The sequence below is a fragment of the Anaerostipes sp. CAG:276 genome (genome assembly GCF_000432215.1).
GTDB lineage: Bacteria > Bacillota > Clostridia > Lachnospirales > Lachnospiraceae > Anaerostipes > Anaerostipes caccae.
In genome coordinates, this window is record NZ_FR889182.1 from 167072 (window position 1) to 187588 (window position 20517).

17 protein-coding genes, 1 tRNA gene and 1 riboswitch are annotated in these 20517 nt (G+C 47.1%); of the genes, 7 read left to right on the top strand and 11 right to left on the bottom strand.

Features of this window, described 5'->3' with window-relative positions; genetic code table 11:
- Nucleotides 1-200 precede the first annotated feature (200 nt).
- From QVP35_RS06500 to QVP35_RS06510, 3 genes are all read right to left on the bottom strand, one after another.
- Entirely contained in the window at nucleotides 201-2303 is a 2103-nt protein-coding gene (locus QVP35_RS06500; RefSeq protein WP_022260935.1) for an Ig-like domain-containing protein, read from the bottom strand.
- Complete coding sequence (locus QVP35_RS06505; RefSeq protein ID WP_009289188.1) at nucleotides 2266-2748, bottom strand: hypothetical protein; 483 nt, start codon at nucleotides 2746-2748, stop codon at nucleotides 2266-2268. The genes QVP35_RS06500 and QVP35_RS06505 overlap by 38 nt, the downstream gene beginning before the upstream one ends.
- Nucleotides 2749-3022: 274 nt before the next feature.
- A riboswitch (cyclic di-GMP riboswitch) is annotated at nucleotides 3023-3108 on the bottom strand.
- A 98-nt stretch (nucleotides 3109-3206) separates the two neighbouring features.
- Nucleotides 3207-4103, bottom strand: coding sequence for a DMT family transporter (locus tag QVP35_RS06510; protein WP_009289189.1), 897 nt, complete (start codon nucleotides 4101-4103; stop codon nucleotides 3207-3209).
- A gap of 217 nt (nucleotides 4104-4320) precedes the next feature.
- Here QVP35_RS06510 and QVP35_RS06515 point away from each other — a divergent pair, with 217 nt between their 5' ends.
- Nucleotides 4321-4659 carry a P-II family nitrogen regulator gene (locus tag QVP35_RS06515; protein WP_039930244.1) on the top strand — a complete coding sequence of 113 codons (339 nt, stop codon included), beginning with the start codon at nucleotides 4321-4323 and terminating at the stop codon, nucleotides 4657-4659.
- Nucleotides 4660-4781: 122 nt separating this feature from the next.
- A complete protein-coding gene (locus tag QVP35_RS06520; protein WP_009289191.1) occupies nucleotides 4782-6020 on the top strand; it encodes an ammonium transporter in 1239 nt (412 codons plus the stop codon).
- Between the two features lie 299 nt (nucleotides 6021-6319).
- Here the strand turns inward: QVP35_RS06520 and QVP35_RS06525 are convergent, their stop codons facing one another.
- The 5 genes from QVP35_RS06525 to QVP35_RS06545 form a co-directional block, all read right to left on the bottom strand.
- On the bottom strand, nucleotides 6320-8941 hold the full coding sequence (locus QVP35_RS06525; RefSeq protein WP_009289192.1) for an InlB B-repeat-containing protein: 2622 nt from the start codon (nucleotides 8939-8941) through the stop codon (nucleotides 6320-6322).
- A gap of 88 nt (nucleotides 8942-9029) precedes the next feature.
- Nucleotides 9030-9332, bottom strand: a complete 303-nt coding sequence (locus QVP35_RS06530) for a hypothetical protein (RefSeq protein ID WP_006568666.1) — start codon at nucleotides 9330-9332, stop codon at nucleotides 9030-9032.
- Between the two features lie 150 nt (nucleotides 9333-9482).
- Nucleotides 9483-10268 carry a DUF1189 family protein gene (locus tag QVP35_RS06535; protein ID WP_006568667.1) on the bottom strand — a complete coding sequence of 262 codons (786 nt, stop codon included), beginning with the start codon at nucleotides 10266-10268 and terminating at the stop codon, nucleotides 9483-9485.
- Between the two features lie 2 nt (nucleotides 10269-10270).
- On the bottom strand, nucleotides 10271-10825 hold the full coding sequence (locus tag QVP35_RS06540) for a DJ-1 family glyoxalase III (protein WP_009289194.1): 555 nt from the start codon (nucleotides 10823-10825) through the stop codon (nucleotides 10271-10273).
- 4 nt (nucleotides 10826-10829) lie between these two features.
- Nucleotides 10830-12194: an alanine/glycine:cation symporter family protein gene (locus QVP35_RS06545; protein WP_006568669.1), complete on the bottom strand. Its 1365-nt coding sequence runs from the start codon at nucleotides 12192-12194 to the stop codon at nucleotides 10830-10832.
- A 146-nt stretch (nucleotides 12195-12340) separates the two neighbouring features.
- Between QVP35_RS06545 and QVP35_RS06550 the strand changes: the two genes are divergently transcribed.
- The 5 genes from QVP35_RS06550 (at nucleotide 12341) to rpoN (ending at nucleotide 17707) form a co-directional block, all read left to right on the top strand.
- Nucleotides 12341-12412 (top strand) — tRNA-Arg (locus QVP35_RS06550).
- Between the two features lie 283 nt (nucleotides 12413-12695).
- Entirely contained in the window at nucleotides 12696-13289 is a 594-nt protein-coding gene (locus tag QVP35_RS06555; protein WP_009289195.1) for a nitroreductase family protein, read from the top strand.
- A 187-nt stretch (nucleotides 13290-13476) separates the two neighbouring features.
- Nucleotides 13477-14334, top strand: coding sequence for a GNAT family N-acetyltransferase (locus tag QVP35_RS06560; RefSeq protein WP_022260936.1), 858 nt, complete (start codon nucleotides 13477-13479; stop codon nucleotides 14332-14334).
- A complete protein-coding gene (locus QVP35_RS06565; protein WP_009289197.1) occupies nucleotides 14324-16384 on the top strand; it encodes a HelD family protein in 2061 nt (686 codons plus the stop codon). Before QVP35_RS06560 ends, QVP35_RS06565 begins: the two co-directional genes overlap by 11 nt.
- Nucleotides 16385-16432: 48 nt before the next feature.
- A complete protein-coding gene (gene rpoN / locus QVP35_RS06570) occupies nucleotides 16433-17707 on the top strand; it encodes an RNA polymerase factor sigma-54 (RefSeq protein ID WP_006568674.1) in 1275 nt (424 codons plus the stop codon).
- On the opposite strand, the gene QVP35_RS06575 is transcribed toward rpoN, so the two are convergent.
- The 3 genes from QVP35_RS06575 to QVP35_RS06585 are packed head-to-tail and all read right to left on the bottom strand — an operon-like array spanning nucleotide 17704 to nucleotide 20410.
- Nucleotides 17704-18450 (bottom strand): aminotransferase class IV, encoded by a 747-nt coding sequence (locus tag QVP35_RS06575; RefSeq protein WP_006568675.1) that lies wholly within the window; start codon nucleotides 18448-18450, stop codon nucleotides 17704-17706. The genes rpoN and QVP35_RS06575 overlap by 4 nt on opposite strands.
- A complete protein-coding gene (pabB, locus tag QVP35_RS06580) occupies nucleotides 18447-19820 on the bottom strand; it encodes an aminodeoxychorismate synthase component I (RefSeq protein ID WP_006568676.1) in 1374 nt (457 codons plus the stop codon). The genes QVP35_RS06575 and pabB overlap by 4 nt, the downstream gene beginning before the upstream one ends.
- Nucleotides 19817-20410, bottom strand: a complete 594-nt coding sequence (locus tag QVP35_RS06585; protein WP_006568677.1) for an anthranilate synthase component II — start codon at nucleotides 20408-20410, stop codon at nucleotides 19817-19819. The genes pabB and QVP35_RS06585 overlap by 4 nt, the downstream gene beginning before the upstream one ends.
- Between the last annotated feature and the right edge of the window lie 107 nt (nucleotides 20411-20517).

The following is a 20517-nucleotide window of genomic DNA, read 5'->3' on the forward strand; positions in this document are numbered from 1 at the left end:
TCTCCTTTCAAAGGACACACTCTGTGTTCACTTGTATTATATGCTTATTTTGTCATATTTTCAAGTGATTATCGAATTATTTTTATGACATTATATTCTTAGGCTATTTTTGAGTTTATAATAATTATGAATTATAAACCAAGGAAAGGGAGTCACATTGCGAACTCCCCTTCCTATTTTTTATCATATCAGAGCATCTTTCAAAAGTTGTAAATTGGTTGTAAAAATTCTTCCTGCTGTCTGGAAAAACGCATGCGATAAGGAAATTTAACAGAAATAGAAACTCCTGCTGTGATACTTGCCGTACCCGGTGATACTGCCGTTACATTTCCTTTATCGTCTACATCTGCCACAGAAATATCGGAGGAAGTCCACTGATATCCGCAGTCTGCATCGAATGGCAGAGCCCGGGCCTTCAGCTGAAAAGTTTCTCCAGCAATCAGTTCTTTCGCATTTGGACTCAAAATTATACTTGAAGCCTTTACATGATAGGACAGCAGGTCACTGCATGATATATCACTGTCTGAATACTCACCAGTATCAGAAACCGCCTGGACAGCCGCCTTGTACCCGCCTTTTCCATATCTGCTCAAATCTTTGGAACAATCCAGGCTCTCTGTACTGCTCTCTTCGTCTGTAAGAATCTCTTCGTCTCCTTTGAAAACTGTGACCAGATACCTGGATGCCCCGGGAACTTTTTCCCACGTAAGTTCACCGAATCCTTTTTCATCCCAAGTAATCTTTCTGGGCGCATCCAGCTGCGGGGCTTCCTTCAATGTTCCGATATATTTTTTGCCGCTTTTTTGGACAGGCAGCACATACCCCTTGGTATTTTTTAGCCTGACCCTGGAAATCTCAGTATTTCCAACAAAAGAATCTGCCGTCACATAAATACCCTCGGATATCATTCCCTGTTTTGGAAGAACTGTGATTGAAACCTGAGGATCAAAATCTTTAACAGTAATCTGGCTTCCGCTGGTGATCTGAAGATTTGCCTCCTGTCCGTCTGTCTCCAGTGATCCTGACTTAATATCTCCATCTACGGTGAAAGATTGTGTTCCTCCTAATATGGTCAGCCAGCCGCTGCTCTCAATGCCTCCTCCTACAAATACAGCATCATTGTTCCACTCTTCCGGTGCCGCATTAATATAGCCCCAGCCGCTGATTTTCCCCTGGATAGATCCTTTATGCAGGATAAGGAATGCCTCCTCATTTTCTCCGTTTATATTCCCGTAAGTGCCGCTGAATATATCTACCTGCTGTCCCGCATCTACAGATTTTATATATCTGATATCAGGCGGAGTCCCCTCCATCGTAAGATTATCTTCAAATACAGCCATATCTGTGTCGATCACAATGCCGTCCTGTCCGGCACACCCCGTAAAGTCCATGGTCAAAAAGCTGAATTCCGTGTATTCTCTGATTGTCAGAGGCTTGCTGACCGTAAGCTTAGCGGGAGCAGATCCGATACCGGAAATTGAAAACGTGTGTCCCGGCAGGGAAAGTTCCAGCGGCTCATCGACTGTCGTGTCTCCCGAGATAATCAAGGATATGTTTTGTTTCCCGTATTTGGCGGCCTCCAGAGCCTTTTGTACAGATGCAAATGCCTGGTCTGCCGACTCCCCGGTATTCCCGTCGTTCCCCGACGTTCCGTTAATAAAATACACACTCTCCTTATTTTTTGGCGCGGCAAACCATCGTTTCCCTGATGACGTCTCCTCTGTGCGCATCTCCCATGCATTCACATCGTTTGAAAACGACAGACGTCCGTCTGAATCTTTTCTCTCCGAAACTACCTGTCCCCTAAACCATGGAGTGATCGTTCCCGAGCCATTTACCGTCCCCTTGACATAAAGATCAGAGCTGATGTCCAGATTGGCGTCTCCCTTCATATTCAGGTTCCCTTCCAGCGTGGTTCCGCCGTTAGCGCCCATCGCCAGAATAGAGCTAAGAGTCACATTTTTAACCTGAAACAGGTTATATGTGTTAAGAGGCGCGGCAATATTCAGCAGGTCAATATTCCGTGCTGCCTCCCTGAGATTCTGTTTTGTATAGATATTTACAACGGATGCCGTGTCCAGCCGGTCGGTCAGGGCATTGTCCCTGATCGTAACCTCTGTTCCTTCCAAAACTTTTGCCCCGTTTTTCCCATAACCGTATATTCCGGCAAAGTTTCCGCCGCCCACATCAATCCTTGCCCTCCGCCCTGAGACTTCTGTGGTGTCCGGACTTCCCGCATAAATATAGGCTTTCTGATTGTCATTTTCATTCACAAAACACTGGACCGTATCGGTCAGGGTCAACGAATATCCATTGACATAAAAAACGCCTGGCCTCCTCATCAACAGAAGTAGTCTCAAGTTTGATCCTGTCAAACTTCAGATCACTCCCCAGAGTTATCCCATAACGGAGAGTCAGAGATACGCTCGGATGTTCTCCCCGGATTGTAAGTTTTTTCTCCTCAGGCGTTGTAACCCCCTTTTGATCCACATAGGAATCAATAATGACAATCGTTCCTCCATCCGCTGCAGCCCGAAACGCCGCATTAATATCATGCAGCGGCTGCTCCTTTGTACTGCCGTCTCCAGACGGATATCCGTCTGATCCAGTCAGATAGACCGTCTTAAGGCCTGATGATTTGACGGTGCTTCCCGCCGCAGATATTTTCACTGTCTGAAACAGCATTGAAAATACCATGACTGCGGCAAGGAAACAAGCTGTGATCCTTCTAAATCCTGTTAAATTCAACTTTGTTCCCCCTCAATATATTTGTATATGTCCCACATAATAATTGGACAAAGTGGCAATCCCACTTCAACTCCCACCCCCCTCATTCTTTGAGGGGTTTGACAACTTTGCGTGCCAGATGCGATTTGACGTAGTCAAATAATTTCCTTGCGCATCTGTGTACAACCCGCGGAGCGTTTGTTATTACTTAGGAAAGACTTTCACGCATTAGCGTGACAAGGTCTTTCCTAAGTAACAAAAAATGCATTGCTGTCCTAAAAACGCAATGCATAAAAACTGCAGCTGGCTGTCATAATCAATAAAATCTTAGACCCTTTAGCTTTGCGCCGCAGGCTTTCACCTGTTTTGCCCAATATGTAATATTCCTTTCTTCTAATATACTTCATCCCAGAAACTGTTACAATGAAAAAGCCGTATGAATACAACATTCATATGGCTTTTTCCGAAAAACATGCTGCCTACTGTTTATTCACTGCAGCAATTCCTCCGCATACAAGAAGAATGGATGCGATATTAACCGCAGTAAAGACGTTTTCTTTTAAAAGCAGGCCGGAAAGCAGTGTTCCGAACACCGGAATCAGCAGATTATAGATGGAAATGGAACTGACCTGATAATGGGATAAAAGCCAGGTCCAGACGCTGAATGCAACAGCAGAAAGGACAGCCATGTAAAGAAGCAGGATCAGTCCGCTTGTTTGGAATGTCAAAGTTCCGTTTCCCGCATATCCAAAAATCAAAAGCAGGCTTCCTCCAAGCAGAAGCTGATATCCGGCGATCAGCATCACATTCATCGTCTGTGCCAGTTTCTTGCTGTAAATGGATGCGAGACTCTGTGACAGTGCTGCCAGCACAATGAATCCTTCTCCATTCCAGGCAAATCCGCCGAGACTCCCTCCTTTCAGATTGATCAGGACGATGCCGGAAAGTCCGACGGCACATCCTATGATTTTCTTCGCCGTCAGCCGGTCGCTCTTAAAGAAGAACGGAGCCAAAACTACCGGAAAGAATGCTGTAAATGAGTTGATAATCGACCCCTTGGCTCCCGTGGTATGCGCAAGTCCCACATAAAAGAAATAATACTGGATTGTCGTCTGAAGAATTCCAAGAGTCAAGAGATGTTTAAATGCCCCTTTTTTCGGCAGTGGCCTCTGTCTTGTCTGAACTCCCAAAACTGCAAGCACCATGAGTCCTGCCGCCGCGAAACGAATGCCTGCAAACAGCAGCTTGCTTCCGATATCGTCTCCCTGTATCTTGAAAATCTCGTAGCCCAATTTTACGCTGGGAAAGGCACTTCCCCATAAAAAAGTGGCAAGCACCGCGAGGGCTGCCATCAATGATTTATTCTTTATTTTCATAAATTCCTCCGCTCCTGATGATTCTTCTATTCTACCATGTTTTACAGACACATTAAGAATGATTTTCATCTGTATTTATTTTTATACAAACCGATTTTTTATTGACAAATGAGTCTTCTGGAGTATAATGGGAACCATTCAAGAACAAAGGCGTTCCGATCAAGAGATTGGAATGCCTTTTTTTCTTAAAATAAAAAAGAGGAGGAATTATATTATGATGAAGAAAGTTGTAGTTGTCATCAAACCCGAGAAGCTCACAGATGTAAAGCATATCCTGGAAGCTCACAAGGTATCCGGACTCATGATCTCCAATATCATGGGCTATGGAAATCAGAAAGGATTTACACAGAAATACAGAGGGAATGAATTGAATTCCAATCTGCTGCCTAAGATCAAAGTAGAATCTGTAATGCCGGAGGAAGTTGTTGAAAAGGTGACAAAAGATATCGTGAACACCGTCCGCACCGGCGAATTCGGAGACGGCAAGATCTTTATCTCACCCGTGGAAGAAGCGATCAGAATCCGTACCGGTGAAACCGGAAAAGACGCTTTATAATCTAATCGGCAGAAATATGAAAACAATAACATACTTACATCATTATCAAAGGGGATAATGCAGCCAGGCCATAAACGGCAGGCACGCATTGTCCCCTTTTTGTCTTAAAGGAGGATATTAATATGGACGTACAGCAGTTATTAAATATTGTATGGACTTGCATCGCAGCTTTCCTTGTCTTCTTCATGCAGGCAGGCTTCGCAATGGTCGAGACAGGTTTTACAAGAGCGAAAAACTCAAGCAACATCATTATGAAAAACTTGATGGACTTTGTCCTCGGTACTCTTTGTTTCTTTGTCATCGGATTTGCTCTGATGTTCGGAGGCAGCAATCCCATCGTCGGCACCACAGGCTTTTTTGATCCGACATCCATTGACCTGCAGCAATTTAAAGATCTTACACCCGGTGTCTTTATGATCTTCCAGACTGTATTCTGTGCCACAGCCGCCACCATCGTTTCCGGCGCCATGGCAGAGCGCACAAAATTTTCTTCCTATCTGATTTACAGTGCGCTGATCAGTCTGATCATTTACCCGATCACCGGACACTGGATTTGGGGCGGCGGATGGCTGGCTGAGTTAGGGTTTCATGATTTTGCAGGTTCCACTGCAGTCCATTCTGTCGGCGGATGGCTGGCACTGGTCGGTGCTGCGACAGTCGGTCCCCGTATCGGAAAATACAAAGCCGACGGAACTCCAAGAGCGATCCCGGCTCATAATATTGCGCTCGGCGCATTAGGAGTCTTTATTTTATGGTTCTGCTGGTTCGGATTTAACTGCGGTTCCACGACTGCTGCCACCGATACTCTCGGTTCCATCGCCATGACCACGAACCTGGCCGCCGCCGCATCCACGTTAGTGGCGCTGGTTATCACCTGGGTGCGTTATGGTAAACCCGATGTTTCCATGACTCTGAACGGTTCCCTTGCCGGCCTCGTAGGTATCACAGCCGGATGTGATGTCGTATCCAACTACGGCGCAATCGCCATCGGTGCCATCTGCGGAGTCGTTGTAGTCGCAGTCATAGAACTGCTTGACAAAAAAATAAAAATTGATGACCCGGTCGGAGCCTGCGGTGTGCATCTGGCCTGCGGCGTAGCAGGAACCCTGCTGACAGCATTCTTCGCAACCGGAGATTCATTAAAACTTATGGATATCACAAGAGGCGCATTCATCAAAGCACAGTTCATCGGTGTCGCTGCCGTTGCCGCTTACTGTATCGTCGGCGGGCTCATCATCTTCCAGGGACTGAAGCATACCATCGGACTTCGGGCTTCCGAGGAAGAAGAAATTGCAGGTATGGATATATCAGAGCATGGTATTTCCGGTTATGCAGATTTCCCACTGAAAAGCGATCATTAATATTAGTGATATAACCGGGGTCCTCTCCCCCGCTTATATAAAAAGCTGGAATTCGACTAGTTTTTACTAACATGACGACTAATCTCTGACAAACTTAAGACATTTCAATGTAACTCTAATATAATACTTCAAGATTGTTTTGCTGAAAACCCCCTGAGGATGTGCTCAGGGGTTTTCTCTCGTTTCATAGGAAAGTTCTGCGGCCTTCCCTATGAAATAAAAACGCTCCGCGGGCTGTACACAGATGCGTATTGAGGTGTTGGGGAGTTGAAGCGGCCTGCCCACTTTGTTCTATTTTATCACTTTGCTTTTTTCATGGTTAGGATCACAAATCCGGCCATGGATGCGGCCGTCAGCAGCAGCATTCCCTGCACCGGCCTTCTGTCTGAAGTCTTTGCCGCGTTTGTCTTTGATGCACTTCCGTTCCTCTTACTGTATTCCCAGTCCGGAGTGTTCTTCTTTTTTGTTTCTCCTCCACTTTCTTTTTTACTGTCTCCCCCCTGCTCTTTCTTTCCGTCTCCTGTCTGTATCTGCTTCTCCGGTGTCTTCTCCCATTTTGCTCTCAGTGTCATGCCATCATGGACTGGTGTTTTGAAGTCCCATTCTTTTTCTGTCCCGTTCTCATCCGTGTAAAACCATCCCGCAAACTCATATCCGTCTTTCTTCGGCTCTTTGGGACGGACCAGGCGGTTCCCGCCTTCCACCGTCTGTACCTCCGGTGTGTAGTCTCCTCCGTTGGGATCAAAGACTACCTGATGTTTTCCGGTCAGCGTTACTTTCACCTGCACCTTTGTGCCGTCCTCCATCGAGAAGGTCATCCCAAACATTCCCGTCTTTCCTGCCTTTTTCGCCTCATTCAGCGCAGTCAGCTGGTTTTTGTCCGCTTTAAGGTCCAGAGTGTCTCCATTTTTGTTCTTTCCCCGGGCCTTACAGAGTTCTATGATCTCTTCTTCTGTAAACGCCTCTCCTCCGGTCTCATGCTCCGCATCGTCAGCCCCGATGGCTGCAGCCGGGTTCTCCGGATCATAGGCTGTCCCGTCACTTCCCTCGTCTGTAAGATACACAGTAACTGCCACTTCGGTTCCGCCCTCTGTCTTTATGGTCAGCGGAAACTCTCCTTTGGCCCCTGCTTTCTTTGCCTGATTGATCTTCTCCACCTGACTGCTGTCAGCCAGGCTGATCTGCCCCTCCGGAAGGGGTTTTCCGTCCTGGTCAAGCCCTGATGCCTTGGTCATGGCCAGCAGCTGCTCTTCTGAGAATGCAGCTCCCCCGGTTTTACTGATCACATCTTTTCCTTTCAGCGTTTCCCCGTTTTCTGGGTTCTCCGTGGTCTGGTCATATTTGACCAGGGTCACGCTGATCACGGCTTTCTCCCCGTCTGCGGTCTCGTAGGTCAGCGGAAAGACCCCGGCCTTCCCCGCTGTCTTTGCATCGTTGATCTTTTTATATTGTTCTGCATTTAAAAGATAGTGCCCGTAGGAGATATTGTTCCCCTCCGGGTCCTTCCCCTTCAGCTCCCCAAGCTTCTTGATCTCTTCTTCTTCAAACGCCTCTCCCCCGGTTTCCTCTTCAAAGTCGTTCGCACCGATCATTGACGTCGGTTTCTCCGGATCGATCTGGGCCGCATCGGTCCCGTCCATTCGAAAGGATACGGTGACCGTAGCCTTAGTTCCATTTGCCGTTGTGAAAGTAAGAGGGAAATCCCCGATCTGCCCTTTCTTCTTTGCCTCGTTGATGGCTTCCAGCTGTGTTTCATCGGCGATGCTCAGCTCATCGGCCGGGAAATATTCACCGTTTTCCTGCTTTCCCGTTACCTTGGTCAGCTGTTTTAGCTGTTCCCCGGTAAACGGTTCTCCGCCGCTCTTGCTGATCAGGTGGTTGGCTCCGATCTGTTCTTTGCTGGTCTTGTCAATGTCATTGGCATCCCGGAACGGTCCGAAATAGACCTTTGTATAAAACCTTCCGACCTTGATATCCGTCGATCCTGAGAAAGGCGTGCCGTCCATGAACGTATAGTCTGTCAATGAAGTACCGTCCTGGATATACCCCTGATAGCCGGTATCCGGAGATGCCTTGACGTTTTTCACCTTGCTGTTTCCTCCGCCGGACCCGATCCCCGGCATACCTCCGGCATCCCCGATGGCCGTGACCACCGTGTCTCCTCCGCTGATGACTACATTTTCTGTCTCTTGAGTTTGAAAAGAGGTAAAAGCATCTAAAGTACCAGACGCACCGATGCCCGGAGCATACTGTCCTCCCGTTGCCTTTACCGTTCCTCCCGTGATCCTGATGCCGTCTACCTTTGTGCCCATCCCGGAACCGATACCGGAGCCATACTGGGTCCCCACAGCGGTTACGTTCCCGCCCGAGATCAGGATATCTTTTGTATAGCCGCCTCTTTCCTGTGCCCGGCAGGCCGCTCCGATCCCTGGACAGTGTGCTCCGGCAGACGCCTCGATGTTGCCTCCTTTGATCGTAAAGTTGACAAACCCGGTCTCGATGGGCTTTGTATCCGGATTGATGGCCACCCGGTAAGTACCCCCGATAGCTCCGGCATGGCTTTTGCTCGGATCTCCTTTTGCGGATAAGGAACCGCAGCTTTCATCACAGCGGTGTCCTTTTTTGTCTTCGTTCTCGCACTGAATCGTCAGGGAGCCATCCATCCCGTCTTTTGTGATCGCATTTCCGTTCTTATACTTGTCAGCCGTACCTCCGGCCTGACTGTACAGACGGTTTTTTCGTACCAGTGTGATGACCACATCGGCATGGGAGACATTGATACAGTCGAGCTTTGTGATATCCACGGTAATGTCCACGTTGTCCAGAGTGATTGCCGTGGTCACTCCAGGCTCTGCCACCAGATGATACTTTGTCGTGGTCCCGGTGATCCAGTATCCCTTTTCGTTCAGGGCATCGTCCACCGCAGTGCCGTTCAGAGTGGCTCCTTTAGAAGTGATGATGATATCTCCTTTGCTGATATCCAGCCTGGTCTGTCCGTTTTCGGCCTTCTTAACATCTAAGCGGGATGATTTCTTTTTTCTGGAAATACCCCCCCCCGATTTCCTGGGAGACTTTTGCTTCTTTCACCCCTTGCTTTTCTGTTATTTCCTGATTTTTCTCACTGGCTGCTGCCGATGCAGACTCTGGCTGTTCCTCTGTCTGTACTCCCGTCTCCTCCTGCAAAGCACTCTCATCAGCCTCAGCAGTTACTGCTTCTTCCGTTCTCTCTGCCGGTGCTGCTGAAACGATTCCTTGTCCCACAGTCAGCAGTGCTGCCAGAATGACAGCAAACCATTGTTTTTTCCTTTTCATCCTGTGATCCCTCCATGATAAATTTTTATGTACTTTCAGACATGTTGCTACGTATGTCAGGTAATGTGAAGAAATAAAAAAGTTAGTTCTATTATGACAAAAAAAGTGCCCCTCCCGGGACACTTTTTCAATAACATTATGATACAGATTCTACTCTTTTGCTTTCCTCTCCACAAGCCCCATCATCATCAGCTGATAGCTCACCAGATATCCGATCATGATCCATATAATTCCTGTGAAGAAAGAAATCCCCGCCGTAAGGCCGATGGTTCCGATCAGTTCACATGGTACCCTGGCATAGATAGACATTTGAAAAATCTTCCCGAATGCCATGGGCTGGTTTCTGGTTTTCATATTCAGAGACACCAGCCAGGAGATCAGCAGACAGTAAAACAAATACTGAAGGACGATTCCTGCATAGACAAAAAGCAGGGAGACAAAGATCAGGAAGTAGACCAATGGAAGCATATTCGCCATATCCTGATTCGTAAATGTGACATTTTTCATGGTGCTGAAATTCTTTGTTATGGTCTGTCCCATGACAGAAGTCTTGACCACCATATTATTCTTTGAAAAATGAACTTCATCGGAATATTTATCATCGAAGTCATCTGCCCCAACGGACTTTTTATTTGAATCTGCCGAGATATGAAGTGCACCCAGGTTGAAATCAACCGCGCGTTCCAGCTTTAATTGTCCGTCTTTCAGTTCAAAGGCTGGCAGCCGGTTCATGACAAAGTTTCTCGGGCCTCCCACACTCACAGCAAATCCTGCCAGATCCATCACCGGTCCAAGCAGAGTGATCACCAGACCCATCAGTAATGTAAATATAGCTACTTTCCATTTTTTCACGTTCAGCAGTTTCTTATACTGCCTCGGTTTGGTGCAGGCAATGTAGAACTGCTCCAAAATGCTTATTTTTTCTGTACTTTGCATTCTTATTTTTCCTCGTATATGATGCTTTCCAACAATTTCTCTTTGGCCTCTGTTCCAAGCAGAAGTTCCGCCAGTTTCCCCGCAAACGGAATGGCAGTTCCCATACCCCGGCTGGTAATCACCCTGCCGTCAACGACAACGGATTCCGTCACATATTCTGCTTCTCCAAGCCCATCCTCCTGACCGGGATAACAGGTCGCTTTCTTTCCGTCTAAAAATCCATACTTTCCAAGCACTGTCGGTGCGGCGCAGATCGCTGCCAGATATTTTCCATTATCATACGCCTTTTTCAAAAGCTTCGCAAGTCCTTCATGCTCTCTCAGCGCGATGGTGCCCGGCATTCCTCCCGGAAGCACGTACATGGCTCCTTCCGGCTCCAGCACTTCGTGGAACATGCAGTCTGCCTCCACTTCGATATGATGGGAGCCTGTGATCATCTTAGAAGGTCCCACAGAAACCATAATCACTTCAATTCCCGCCCGGCGCAGCATGTCTACAACGGTCAGCCCCTCGATCTCTTCAAATCCATCCGCTAAAAATACAAATACCTTATTCATAAGTTCATCGTCCTTTCTTAATCTGTTCAAAACGAAAACATTCTTTTACTACTACTTTATGTAAAACAAGCAGGCATATCAGGTTTGGTACTGCCATCAGCCCGTTCATTGTGTCCGAAAAATTCCATACAAGCTGGAGCGGCACGGTGGCCCCCACAAAGATTACAAAAGAGTATACAACACGGTATAATTTAATATAAGAAGTCTTTTTCACCAGGTATTCCAGCGCTTTCTCTCCGTAATACTCCCATCCTATGATCGTGGAAAAGGCAAACATGACGATCCCCAGACCGACGCATATCTCTCCTGCCGGTCCAAGTGCCTTTTCAAATGCTTTCATCGTCAGCGCCGCTCCGGTGATCAGCTTGCCGTGGGAATCCACGCTTCCGAGCACCCCCGAGGAAGCCACGATGAGGCCTGTAACACTGCATACGACCAGCGTGTCAAAGAACGTCCCCGTCATGTTGATATATCCCTGCCTGGAGGGATGATCCGTCTTAGCCGCTGCCGCAACGATCGGCGCAGAGCCCAGACCTGCCTCGTTGGAAAAGATTCCTCTGGCGATTCCCCACCTCATGGAAGAAAATAATCCTGAGACAATCGTACCTCCGACTCCCCCTGCCACAGCCCTCGGAGAAAGGCCCATTTTGAAGATCATTGCGATCCCCTGCCCGAGATTGGCCCTGTTCATATAGATGACAGCAATGCCCATCACAAAATAAAACACCGCCATCTTCGGTACAAAAAATCCGCACACCCTGCCGATGCTTTTGATCCCTCCGATCAGGATGGACAATGCCAGCAGAGCGATCACAGCTCCGGTCAGCCAGTGGGGAGTCCCCCAAAGGCCTGCCATTGACTCGGCAATGGAATTGGCCTGGGTCATATTCCCGATGCCGAAAGATGCAAATACAGTAAATAAGGAAAAGAAAAATGCCAGCACGAGACCGATCCATTTGATTTTAAAACCATTCTTCATGGCATACATAGGTCCGCCGCACATCTCTCCGTTTTCATTGACTTCCCGGTACTTCACCGCCAGAACACTCTCCGCATATTTGGTGGAAAGCCCGAAGAGGGCACTGATCCACATCCACAGAAATGCCCCTGGACCGCCCATGACCATGGCGGTGCTGACGCCGACGATATTTCCGGTTCCTATGGTAGCTGCCAGAGCTGTCATCAATGACTGGAATCCGGAGATATCCCCGTCTTCTCCCCCGCTTTTATCCCTGACAAACACCATCTTTAAGGCATAGGGCAGATTCCTCCACGGAAGAAATTTAAGGCGTATGGTCAGAAAAATACCTGTCCCCATCAAGAGCACAAGCATGACAGGTCCCCATACAAAATCATTGATCGCTTTCATAAACTACCTCCCTGTATCTTTCCGGCCCGAGCACAGAAAGATCCTATTTAACTACTTTAATGAAAAAAAATGAAAAAGTCAACGCCGTGCAACTTTTTTCATTGACTTTTCATAAATGAATCGTTACAATAATAGATGTGTTTCACGGGTCTGTAGTTAAATGGATATAACAGCCCCCTCCTAAGGGGCCGTTGTGGGTTCGATTCCCGCCAGGCCTATTTTATAAAAAGTTCCGTTTTAACGGGACTTTTTTTGTTTCTCAGGAAAAACTTGTACATAAGAACATGACAAGCTTTTCCTGAGAAACAAAAAACGCTCCGCGAGGCTGTACACAAATGCGTAAGGAAATGATTTGACTGCGTCAAATCGCATTTGGCACACAAAACTGTCAGGCACTCTAAAAATTCAGAATCAAAAAATTGTGACAGCCTGCCAATTTTGTATTTTAAATTTCTCAGGAATATGTTGATAGATTAGTTTATGCTGTCAGGAGGTTATATTATGATAGACGCCATCTTAAACCGGCGCAGTATCCGGAAATTCAAAAAAACTGATGTTTCTCCTACTATTATAGAGGAGATCATTCAGGCCGGTATTCTGGCCCCGTCTTCAAAAACCAGGCAGCCATGGCGGTTTACCGTCGTCTCAGGCGCTGCAAAAGCCGGGATGCTCTCGGTTATGGAACAGGGTATTCTAAGAGAAGAAGTGAATCCACTTCTGCCGGACAGCAGCGCCCATCTGAACGGTGCGCGCTGTACCCTTGAAATTATGAGACAGGCTCCGGTTACGATCTTCATCACCAATGCTTTAGGCCTTGACCTGTCGCGCTCTCTGACAGAAGAAGACCGTATTTCTGAAATCTGCAATGCCCAGTCGATTGGAGCCGCAATCCAGAATATGACTCTTACCGCCTGTGAACTTGGGTTGGGAAGCCTGTGGATCTGTGATATTTTCTTTGCCCTTGAAGAGCTGACAACATGGCTTCACGCGGAAGGCCAGCTTTTTGCCGCACTGGCAGTCGGATATGCGGATGAATCCCCTGATCCCCGGCCGAGAAATGACATCAGCTGTATTACCAGATGGAAAACCGAATAGTTTGTTTCGTTCCATGAATAAGCCCCTTTACTTTCCCGAAAGAAAAAGTAAAGGGGCTTGATCAATTTGCATACTCATCATGAATCAATAAGCCTGTTTTCTCTATTATTCAGGAAAACCGCAAGAATGATGAAAACCCTTCTGCCCTGTGCAGTTATAATCAATTCCAGTGAAAGGAGAATGAAAAATGCATCACACAAAAATAGAACAGATCATATCGGTCATCGACTATATTGAATCTCATCTGTCCGAAAAACTGGACCTGGAAATCATCTCCGGAGCAATGCACTATTCAAAATATCACCTGCACCGGATGTTCACTGCTGCTGTGGGCCTGACCCTGCACGATTATATTCAGCGCCGGCGCCTGACTGAGGCCGCTAAACTGCTTGTCTTTTCAGAACAGCCGATTCTTGATATCGCTCTGAAGTCAGGATATGAAAGCCAGCAGGCCTTTTCAAATATTTTTACGGCAATGTATAAGACATCTCCGGCAAAATACAGAGATAATGAAAAATTCTATCCCCTTCAGCTTAAATTTGATTTTGGAGGTAACTATCCTATGTTAAACAGCAAAGAAGCTTCGAACTGGAATGTGACATTCGCGGCAGAAAATGACATCCCCTGCTGGATGGAACTGGTACGCCTTGTCATTGACGGGTTTCCACACCTGCATGCGGATGAATATGAAACAGTTCTGCGCCAAAAGATCAGAGCAAAGCAGGCATTGATCTTAAAAGACGGAAACAGCGCAGTGGGTGCCATGCTCTTTTCGTATCAAACCGGTGCGATTGATTTCATGGGTGTACATCCTCTGTATAGAAAAAAAGGCATACCAAAAGCCTTTCTTGAGAAAGTCATGACAGAATTGCTGAACGGAAAAGAAATCAGCATTACCACGTTCAGAGAGGGGGATAAGGCAGACACAGGGCACCGCAGAGAAATCCAGGACCTGGGATTTGCAGAGGCGGAACTGCTCATTGAATTCGGCTATCCCACGCAAAGGTTTGTTTTGAACAGGGAGGAGCAGAATCATGGAAAATAAAGAATTACAGTTCCCGGATGAATGGGAGCACCTTACCTTCATCCAGACCAGGCTTGACCAGGCGCTTGGCGAGGCGGAGGAATCTGTCAGCCGGCTGGACCGGCAGTACACAGATGCCAGACAATATATGTCCGATGCCCGGGGAGAGATCGATCCTCATGAAATGTTTCAAAATGAGCTGCTTTTAAAACAGACTGACCACACAGGCGCATTTGCAGCCGAAATGTATGAAAGGCTCTGCAAATTAAAGGATTCTCCCTATTTTGCCCGGATTGATTTTTGTGAAAAAGGAAGCTTAAAGCCGGAAACATATTATATCGGACGTTTTTCTTTCCGCCATGGATATGAACTTTTGATCCTTGACTGGCGGGCGCCAATCTCCGGTATGTTCTATGATTACGAGATCGGTCCGGCCGGATTTGATGCGCCGTCGGGCAGGATTGAGGGAAGCCTTACAAAGAAACGGCAGTTTGGCATCAAAAACGGGATCCTTACATATGCCCTTGAGACTTCTGCAAATATACAGGATGACGTCCTTCAGAAAGAACTGAGCCATACTTCCAGCGAAAAGATGAAGACGATCATTTCTACGATTCAAAAGGAGCAAAACCGGATCATACGGGATGAAGAAACCGAGACATTGATTATCCAGGGGGCTGCCGGTTCAGGAAAAACTTCCATAGCACTGCACCGCATCGCCTTTCTCCTCTACCGTCTGAAAGACCGTCTCAGTTCCAAAAACGTGACCATTCTTTCCCCAAATAAAGTGTTTGGAGATTATATTTCAAACGTCATCCCTGAACTCGGTGAGGAACCCATCTATGAATTGAGTTTCTCCGAACTTGCCGGAATCCAGCTGGAACATTACGTTGATTTTGAATCAGAAAAAGATCCTCTGGAATTTAACGATGGGTCCTATATACAGAGAGTCCGTTTTAAGTCATCGCTGGATTTTGTACGTCTCATGGATATTTATATAGAAGAAATGCCCCATCAGATCTTTGTTCCTGACGATGTGTCCTTTGGCCATTTTAAGGCGGAAAAAGAATGGATCACGAAACGGTTTGACGCATACAGAAAACACCCTGTTAAGCAGCGTCTGCAAATGACGGCAGACGATATCTGTGACCGGTTTCATTCCGAAAATACCATGCAGGAAGATCTGCCAAGTGCCAGTCAAATATTGAAAAAGCTGACTTCTATGCTTTCTGTGAAAAGTACTCTTGCACTATACAAAGATTTTTACAGAAAAGCGGGAGTACCGGAAATGCTGGTGCTGCCAGCAAAAAGCACTCTGGAATGGCCTGATGTATATCCTTTTCTGTACCTGAGCGCTGCCTTTGAAGGATTAAACGTAAGCAGGATCACAAAACACCTGGTGATCGATGAAATGCAGGATTACACTCCGATACAGTATGCTGTCATCAATCTTTTATTTCCATGTTCAAAAACTATTATTGGTGATTTCGGGCAGTCCGTACATCCATATCACCTTCACAGCCTGGAAGATATCAGGACTGTTTATAAAGCTGGAAAGTTTACGGAACTGAAGAAAAGCTACCGCTCTACGTATGAAATCATGACGTTTGCCAAATGTATTCTTGGTACTGACTCCTTAGAGCCGGTGGAGCGCCGCGGTGAACCGCCTGCCTTCTATGCCTGTGCCGATGAAGCGGACCATCTTGACAGACTTAAAACTGCTGTCAGACATTTTATAGAGGGACGCAGTTCTTCTCTTGGGATCATCACAAAAACAAATGCCGGGGCCTCTGCAGTTTTTAATCTGCTTACGAAAGAATTTGAAGTCCATCTCCTCACTCCCGAGAGTACCAGTTTTCAGAACGGCATCACGGTCACTTCCGTCAGGATGTCCAAAGGCCTGGAATTTGATGAAGTCATCCTCCCCGATGCAGACAGCAGAACTTACAAAGCCGAACATGATAAAAATCTGCTTTATATTGCCTGCACAAGAGCCATGCACCGGCTGACCCTCCTATATACCGGAGAAATCTCCCGCTTCGCGGAGCGTGCCCTGGAGAACGATATATGATATAATATGTCTATATTAAAATGAGCACGTGAAAAGGAGGAGGATTTCGTGGATACGTCTTACCGCACAAGCCTGGAACTGAACCAAAAGCAGCAGCTGTCCCAGTCACAGATCCAGTCTTTGAATATACTGGCACTGGATAATGGGGAGCTGTCTGAGTTCCTGCAAAATGAATATATTGAAAATCCAATCCTGGATTATTCACCGTCCCCCTCTTCCTATACCGTTTCTGAAGACCGGAGTTTTGACATCCCGGCCGAAAACACGGAGGAAGTCAAAACCTTTTTGCTGGATCAGCTGAACCAGAATGATTTCACACCGATGGAATGGCAGACCATGAAGTTCATGATCGACTGCCTGGACTCCGGCGGTTTCTTTAAGATTTCTGTTCATGAACTTTCTGTTCTTTTAACCATTCCGGAAGATGAGATCAGGAAGTGCTATGATGTGCTCTCCGATCTGGAACCGGCCGGAATCTTTTCTGAAAACCTGTCCCAGTGTCTGCTCAAACAGCTGGAGGTGAAAGGTAAAAAAACCGATATTTTGGAGACGATCATCCTGGATCATCTGGATGACATTGCCCTGGGACATATCAGCACTATTTCCAGGAAACTAAAGCTCAGCACGGCAGAAGTCCGAAAAAACATTGCCGTCATCCGAAACCTGAATTCCAAGCCGCTCCAGGGCTTTTCAACGGCGAGGACCGAATATATCACGCCGGATATCATTGTCACATACCAGGAGGACCAGTGGGATATCCGGCTGAATGACGACTGGGTAGGAAATTATTCTCTGAATGACTATTATGTAAAAATGCTCAGAGACGCAAAAGACCCGGAACTGAAAGACTATTTTCAAAAAAAATATGAGCGGTGCCGTTTTATCATCGCAAGCATTGAACAGCGCAGACAGACCATGTTAAAGATCACAGAAGCCGTTCTTGCACGACAGCCTGATTTCTTTTTAAACCATGGCTGTCTGAAGCCCATGACCATGAATGACGTCGCCGGGGATATTGACATGCACGTCTCCACGGTGAGCCGCGGCATCAAGGGCAAATATCTTCAGTTTCCGTGCGGCATCGTTTCCATGAGATCCCTGTTTTCCGGCGCTGCACCTGCCTCCGGCGCGTCTGTCAGCACGGGAGATATCAAGATGATCTTAAAAGAGCTGGTAGCCTCAGAAGACCCGAGAAAGCCGTACAGTGATCAAAAACTCTGCAATCTTTTAAAGGACAAAGGAATCTCCATCTCCAGAAGAACTGTGGCAAAATACCGGGAACAGATGGGGATCAAAGGCACCTACGACAGAAAAGAGACCTAGAGGGCAGGCTGAAAATGTCCCGGGCTGCACCGGCTTCTCAGTCTCTTTGCCGTTTTTAAAGAATGAAACCGATGCTCTCCCAGACTCTCCACAGGCATAACGCCCATAAGGGAATTGGTCAGAAACATTTCATCGTACATTTCTATGTCCTCCGGCCGGATGACCGTCTCTTCCGCCTGAAAAGACCGGCATATATATGCTCTCATGATACCGGGAAGCATCCCGCAGGAAACGGGCGGAGTATAAAGCTTCCCGCCCTTTACAAAAAACACATTGGATACGGTTCCCTCTGTGATCTCTCCTCTTCCGTTCAGAAAAACAGCTTCGCCGAATCCCTGCTGTGCCGCCTTCCTCTTTTCCATCAGATTTTCTGCGTAGTTTAGTGTCTTATAGTATGTGAGCGGCGATGTCTCGTTTCTTCGAATCCCGCTGTATGCTGTACGGATTTTTGTATCTGGCTCTTTTCCCGCATATGGGTTTGGGCGCACAGAGATCACAAAATTTTTCTCTGATACCGCAGTCTTCAGGGCATCATGCCCGGAAAGCTTTTCTTTGTTCCGGTCCAGATATTCCCACACCATTTTTTCTGCCGTTTTCCTTTCAAAAAATATTCCGAAATACTTAACAGCCTCCTCAAGCCTGTCCATATGCCGGTCAAAAAATACCGGTTCTCCGTCTTCCAGAGCCATTGTCTCAAACGCCCCGATTCCAAAATAATACCCTTCATCCATCTGCAGTCTCATTGCTCCTGTCTCCTCTCTCCTGCCGCGATAGCTTCCAGCACCGCTTTTGCTTTCTGCATCGTTTCCTCATGTTCAAACTCCGGGTCCGATTCCCATGTAATACCGCCGCCCACGCCCAGATGGTATGTTCCATCCTTATAAACTGCTGTGCGGATTACAATGTTGAAGTCGCAGTCCCCGTTCAGTGAAAAATACCCGATAGAGCCGGTATAGAGTCCCCTTCTGCTCCTCTCCAGCCGGTCAATGATCTCCATTGCCCGGATCTTCGGAGCCCCGGTTACCGATCCCCCCGGAAACATGGCTTTTATCAGCTGGTCAACAGACATCTGATCTTCCAGTTTCCCTGTCACGGTGCTGACCAAATGAAATACGGTCGCATACTCCTCCGGCACACAATGTTCCGGCACCCGGACACTTCCGGGCGTGCACACGCGGTTTAAGTCATTCCGTTCCAGATCCACGATCATCAGCAGTTCGCTTCGGTCTTTTTCCGACTCTGAAAGCTCTCTTTTCAGCAGTGCATCTTCCTTTGCGTTTTCACCCCTTCTTCTGGTTCCCTTAATCGGTCTTGTCACGGCGGCGCCGTCTTTTACGCTGAGAAAATGTTCCGGAGAGGCACAGATCACCTGAAATTCCCCATAGTTCATATAGGCTCCAAACGGAGACGGATTATAAGTGCGCAGATACCGGAACACCTCATAACACCTTCCGTTTCCCGGAATCGAAAGCTGCTGTGTCATGTTGGCAATATAAATATCTCCTTCTTCAATATGAGCAATCATCTGTTCCACCGCTTTCTCATACTCTTCCTTCCTGAAATCCGGAAAAAACTCTGCTCTCCCCTCCTGTTTCTGTAAAAAATCAGGAACCGTATTGTTTTGCAGTGTCTCCTCCATCTCCAGAAATGCTTTACCGGCGCCGGTAAGTTCCTCTCTTGACGCCAGATAAAGCTGTCTCTCTTCCTGGTCCGCTATGATGAGACGGTCATAAAAAGCGAATACGGCATCCGGAATCTTTAACGTGTCTGCATGTCTGGATGGGATCATCTCAAATTTTCTTCCGAAATCGTAAGACAAATACCCAAATGCCCCGGAAACCACAGGCAGTCCGGTGATATTTTCTTCTTTATATAAGTTCAGATAATGATCCAGAACTTTCTCAATAGGATCACGGGAAATGTTTTCGTTTATTTTGCACACTCCATTTTTCTCCTCCAGAATAAGATAAGGTTTCAGGGCAATGACAGAATATCTGCCCTGTTCATTCTTCATAGAAGAGTCAAGAAATACGGCATATTTTTCGTTCCTGTACGGATAAAAGGCCTCTTCCGGCTCCTTATAAAAATCCAGCTTTTTTATTTTTGTCTTCATGCTCTCCACCTCTCACACAGTCTCATATAATTTGCAAGCAGCTCCGGCCCGTACTCGGTAAGTACCGCTTCCGGGTGAAACTGGACGCCCCAGACCGGCTCTGATCTGTGGCTGACCGCCATCACCTCCCGGTCCGGGGAGACAGCGTCCACTCTGAGTGTCTCCGGAAGGCCCGCTTTGTCCGCAGTCAGAGAGTGATATCTGGTCACAAGAAAATCCTGAGGAAGCCCTGCGAACAATTCCTCCTGTCTGTGCCTTACCGGGGTCAGTTTCCCATGCATAGGTCTTGATCCTTTGATAATTCGGCCGCCGAAGGCATGACAGATAATCTGATGTCCTAAACATACTCCGAGAATTGGAACCCTGCCTGTAAACCTCCTCACCAACTCCACGGATTTTACACATTCCTCCGGACTGCCAGGACCCGGAGACAGAATCAGTCCCTGAAGTTCCTTCTGCCTGTCCAGTCGCTTCAGAGATTCAAAATCTATGCAGTCGCTCCTTACCGGTTTTACTTCTGCTCCCAAACTTTGAAAGTCCCTCACCAGATTATAAACATAGGAATCATAGTGATCCACCATCACATACATTTTAACGCCTCCTCAGAATCATTTTTATACTCATTTGTGTGCTGTCTGTACAAATATCTTTTTATTTCACCGGGGATTCCAATAAAACAGAAAGACTGCCAAAAGCA

Excerpts from the sequence above, each read along its gene's own strand:
- QVP35_RS06510 (WP_009289189.1), bottom strand. The coding sequence starts at position 4,103 with ATGAAAATAAAGAATAAATCATTGATGGCAGCCCTCGCGGTGCTTGCC.
- QVP35_RS06565 (WP_009289197.1), top strand. The coding sequence starts at position 14,324 with ATGGAAAATAAAGAATTACAGTTCCCGGATGAATGGGAGCACCTTACC.
- pabB (WP_006568676.1), bottom strand. The coding sequence starts at position 19,820 with ATGAAGACAAAAATAAAAAAGCTGGATTTTTATAAGGAGCCGGAAGAG.
- QVP35_RS06520 (WP_009289191.1), top strand. The coding sequence starts at position 4,782 with ATGGACGTACAGCAGTTATTAAATATTGTATGGACTTGCATCGCAGCT.
- QVP35_RS06585 (WP_006568677.1), bottom strand. The coding sequence starts at position 20,410 with ATGTATGTGATGGTGGATCACTATGATTCCTATGTTTATAATCTGGTG.
- QVP35_RS06555 (WP_009289195.1), top strand. The coding sequence starts at position 12,696 with ATGATAGACGCCATCTTAAACCGGCGCAGTATCCGGAAATTCAAAAAA.
- QVP35_RS06540 (WP_009289194.1), bottom strand. The coding sequence starts at position 10,825 with ATGAATAAGGTATTTGTATTTTTAGCGGATGGATTTGAAGAGATCGAG.
- QVP35_RS06535 (WP_006568667.1), bottom strand. The coding sequence starts at position 10,268 with ATGCAAAGTACAGAAAAAATAAGCATTTTGGAGCAGTTCTACATTGCC.
- QVP35_RS06515 (WP_039930244.1), top strand. The coding sequence starts at position 4,321 with ATGAAGAAAGTTGTAGTTGTCATCAAACCCGAGAAGCTCACAGATGTA.
- QVP35_RS06560 (WP_022260936.1), top strand. The coding sequence starts at position 13,477 with ATGCATCACACAAAAATAGAACAGATCATATCGGTCATCGACTATATT.
- QVP35_RS06545 (WP_006568669.1), bottom strand. The coding sequence starts at position 12,194 with ATGAAAGCGATCAATGATTTTGTATGGGGACCTGTCATGCTTGTGCTC.
- QVP35_RS06575 (WP_006568675.1), bottom strand. The coding sequence starts at position 18,450 with ATGAGACTGCAGATGGATGAAGGGTATTATTTTGGAATCGGGGCGTTT.
- QVP35_RS06530 (WP_006568666.1), bottom strand. The coding sequence starts at position 9,332 with ATGAAAAGGAAAAAACAATGGTTTGCTGTCATTCTGGCAGCACTGCTG.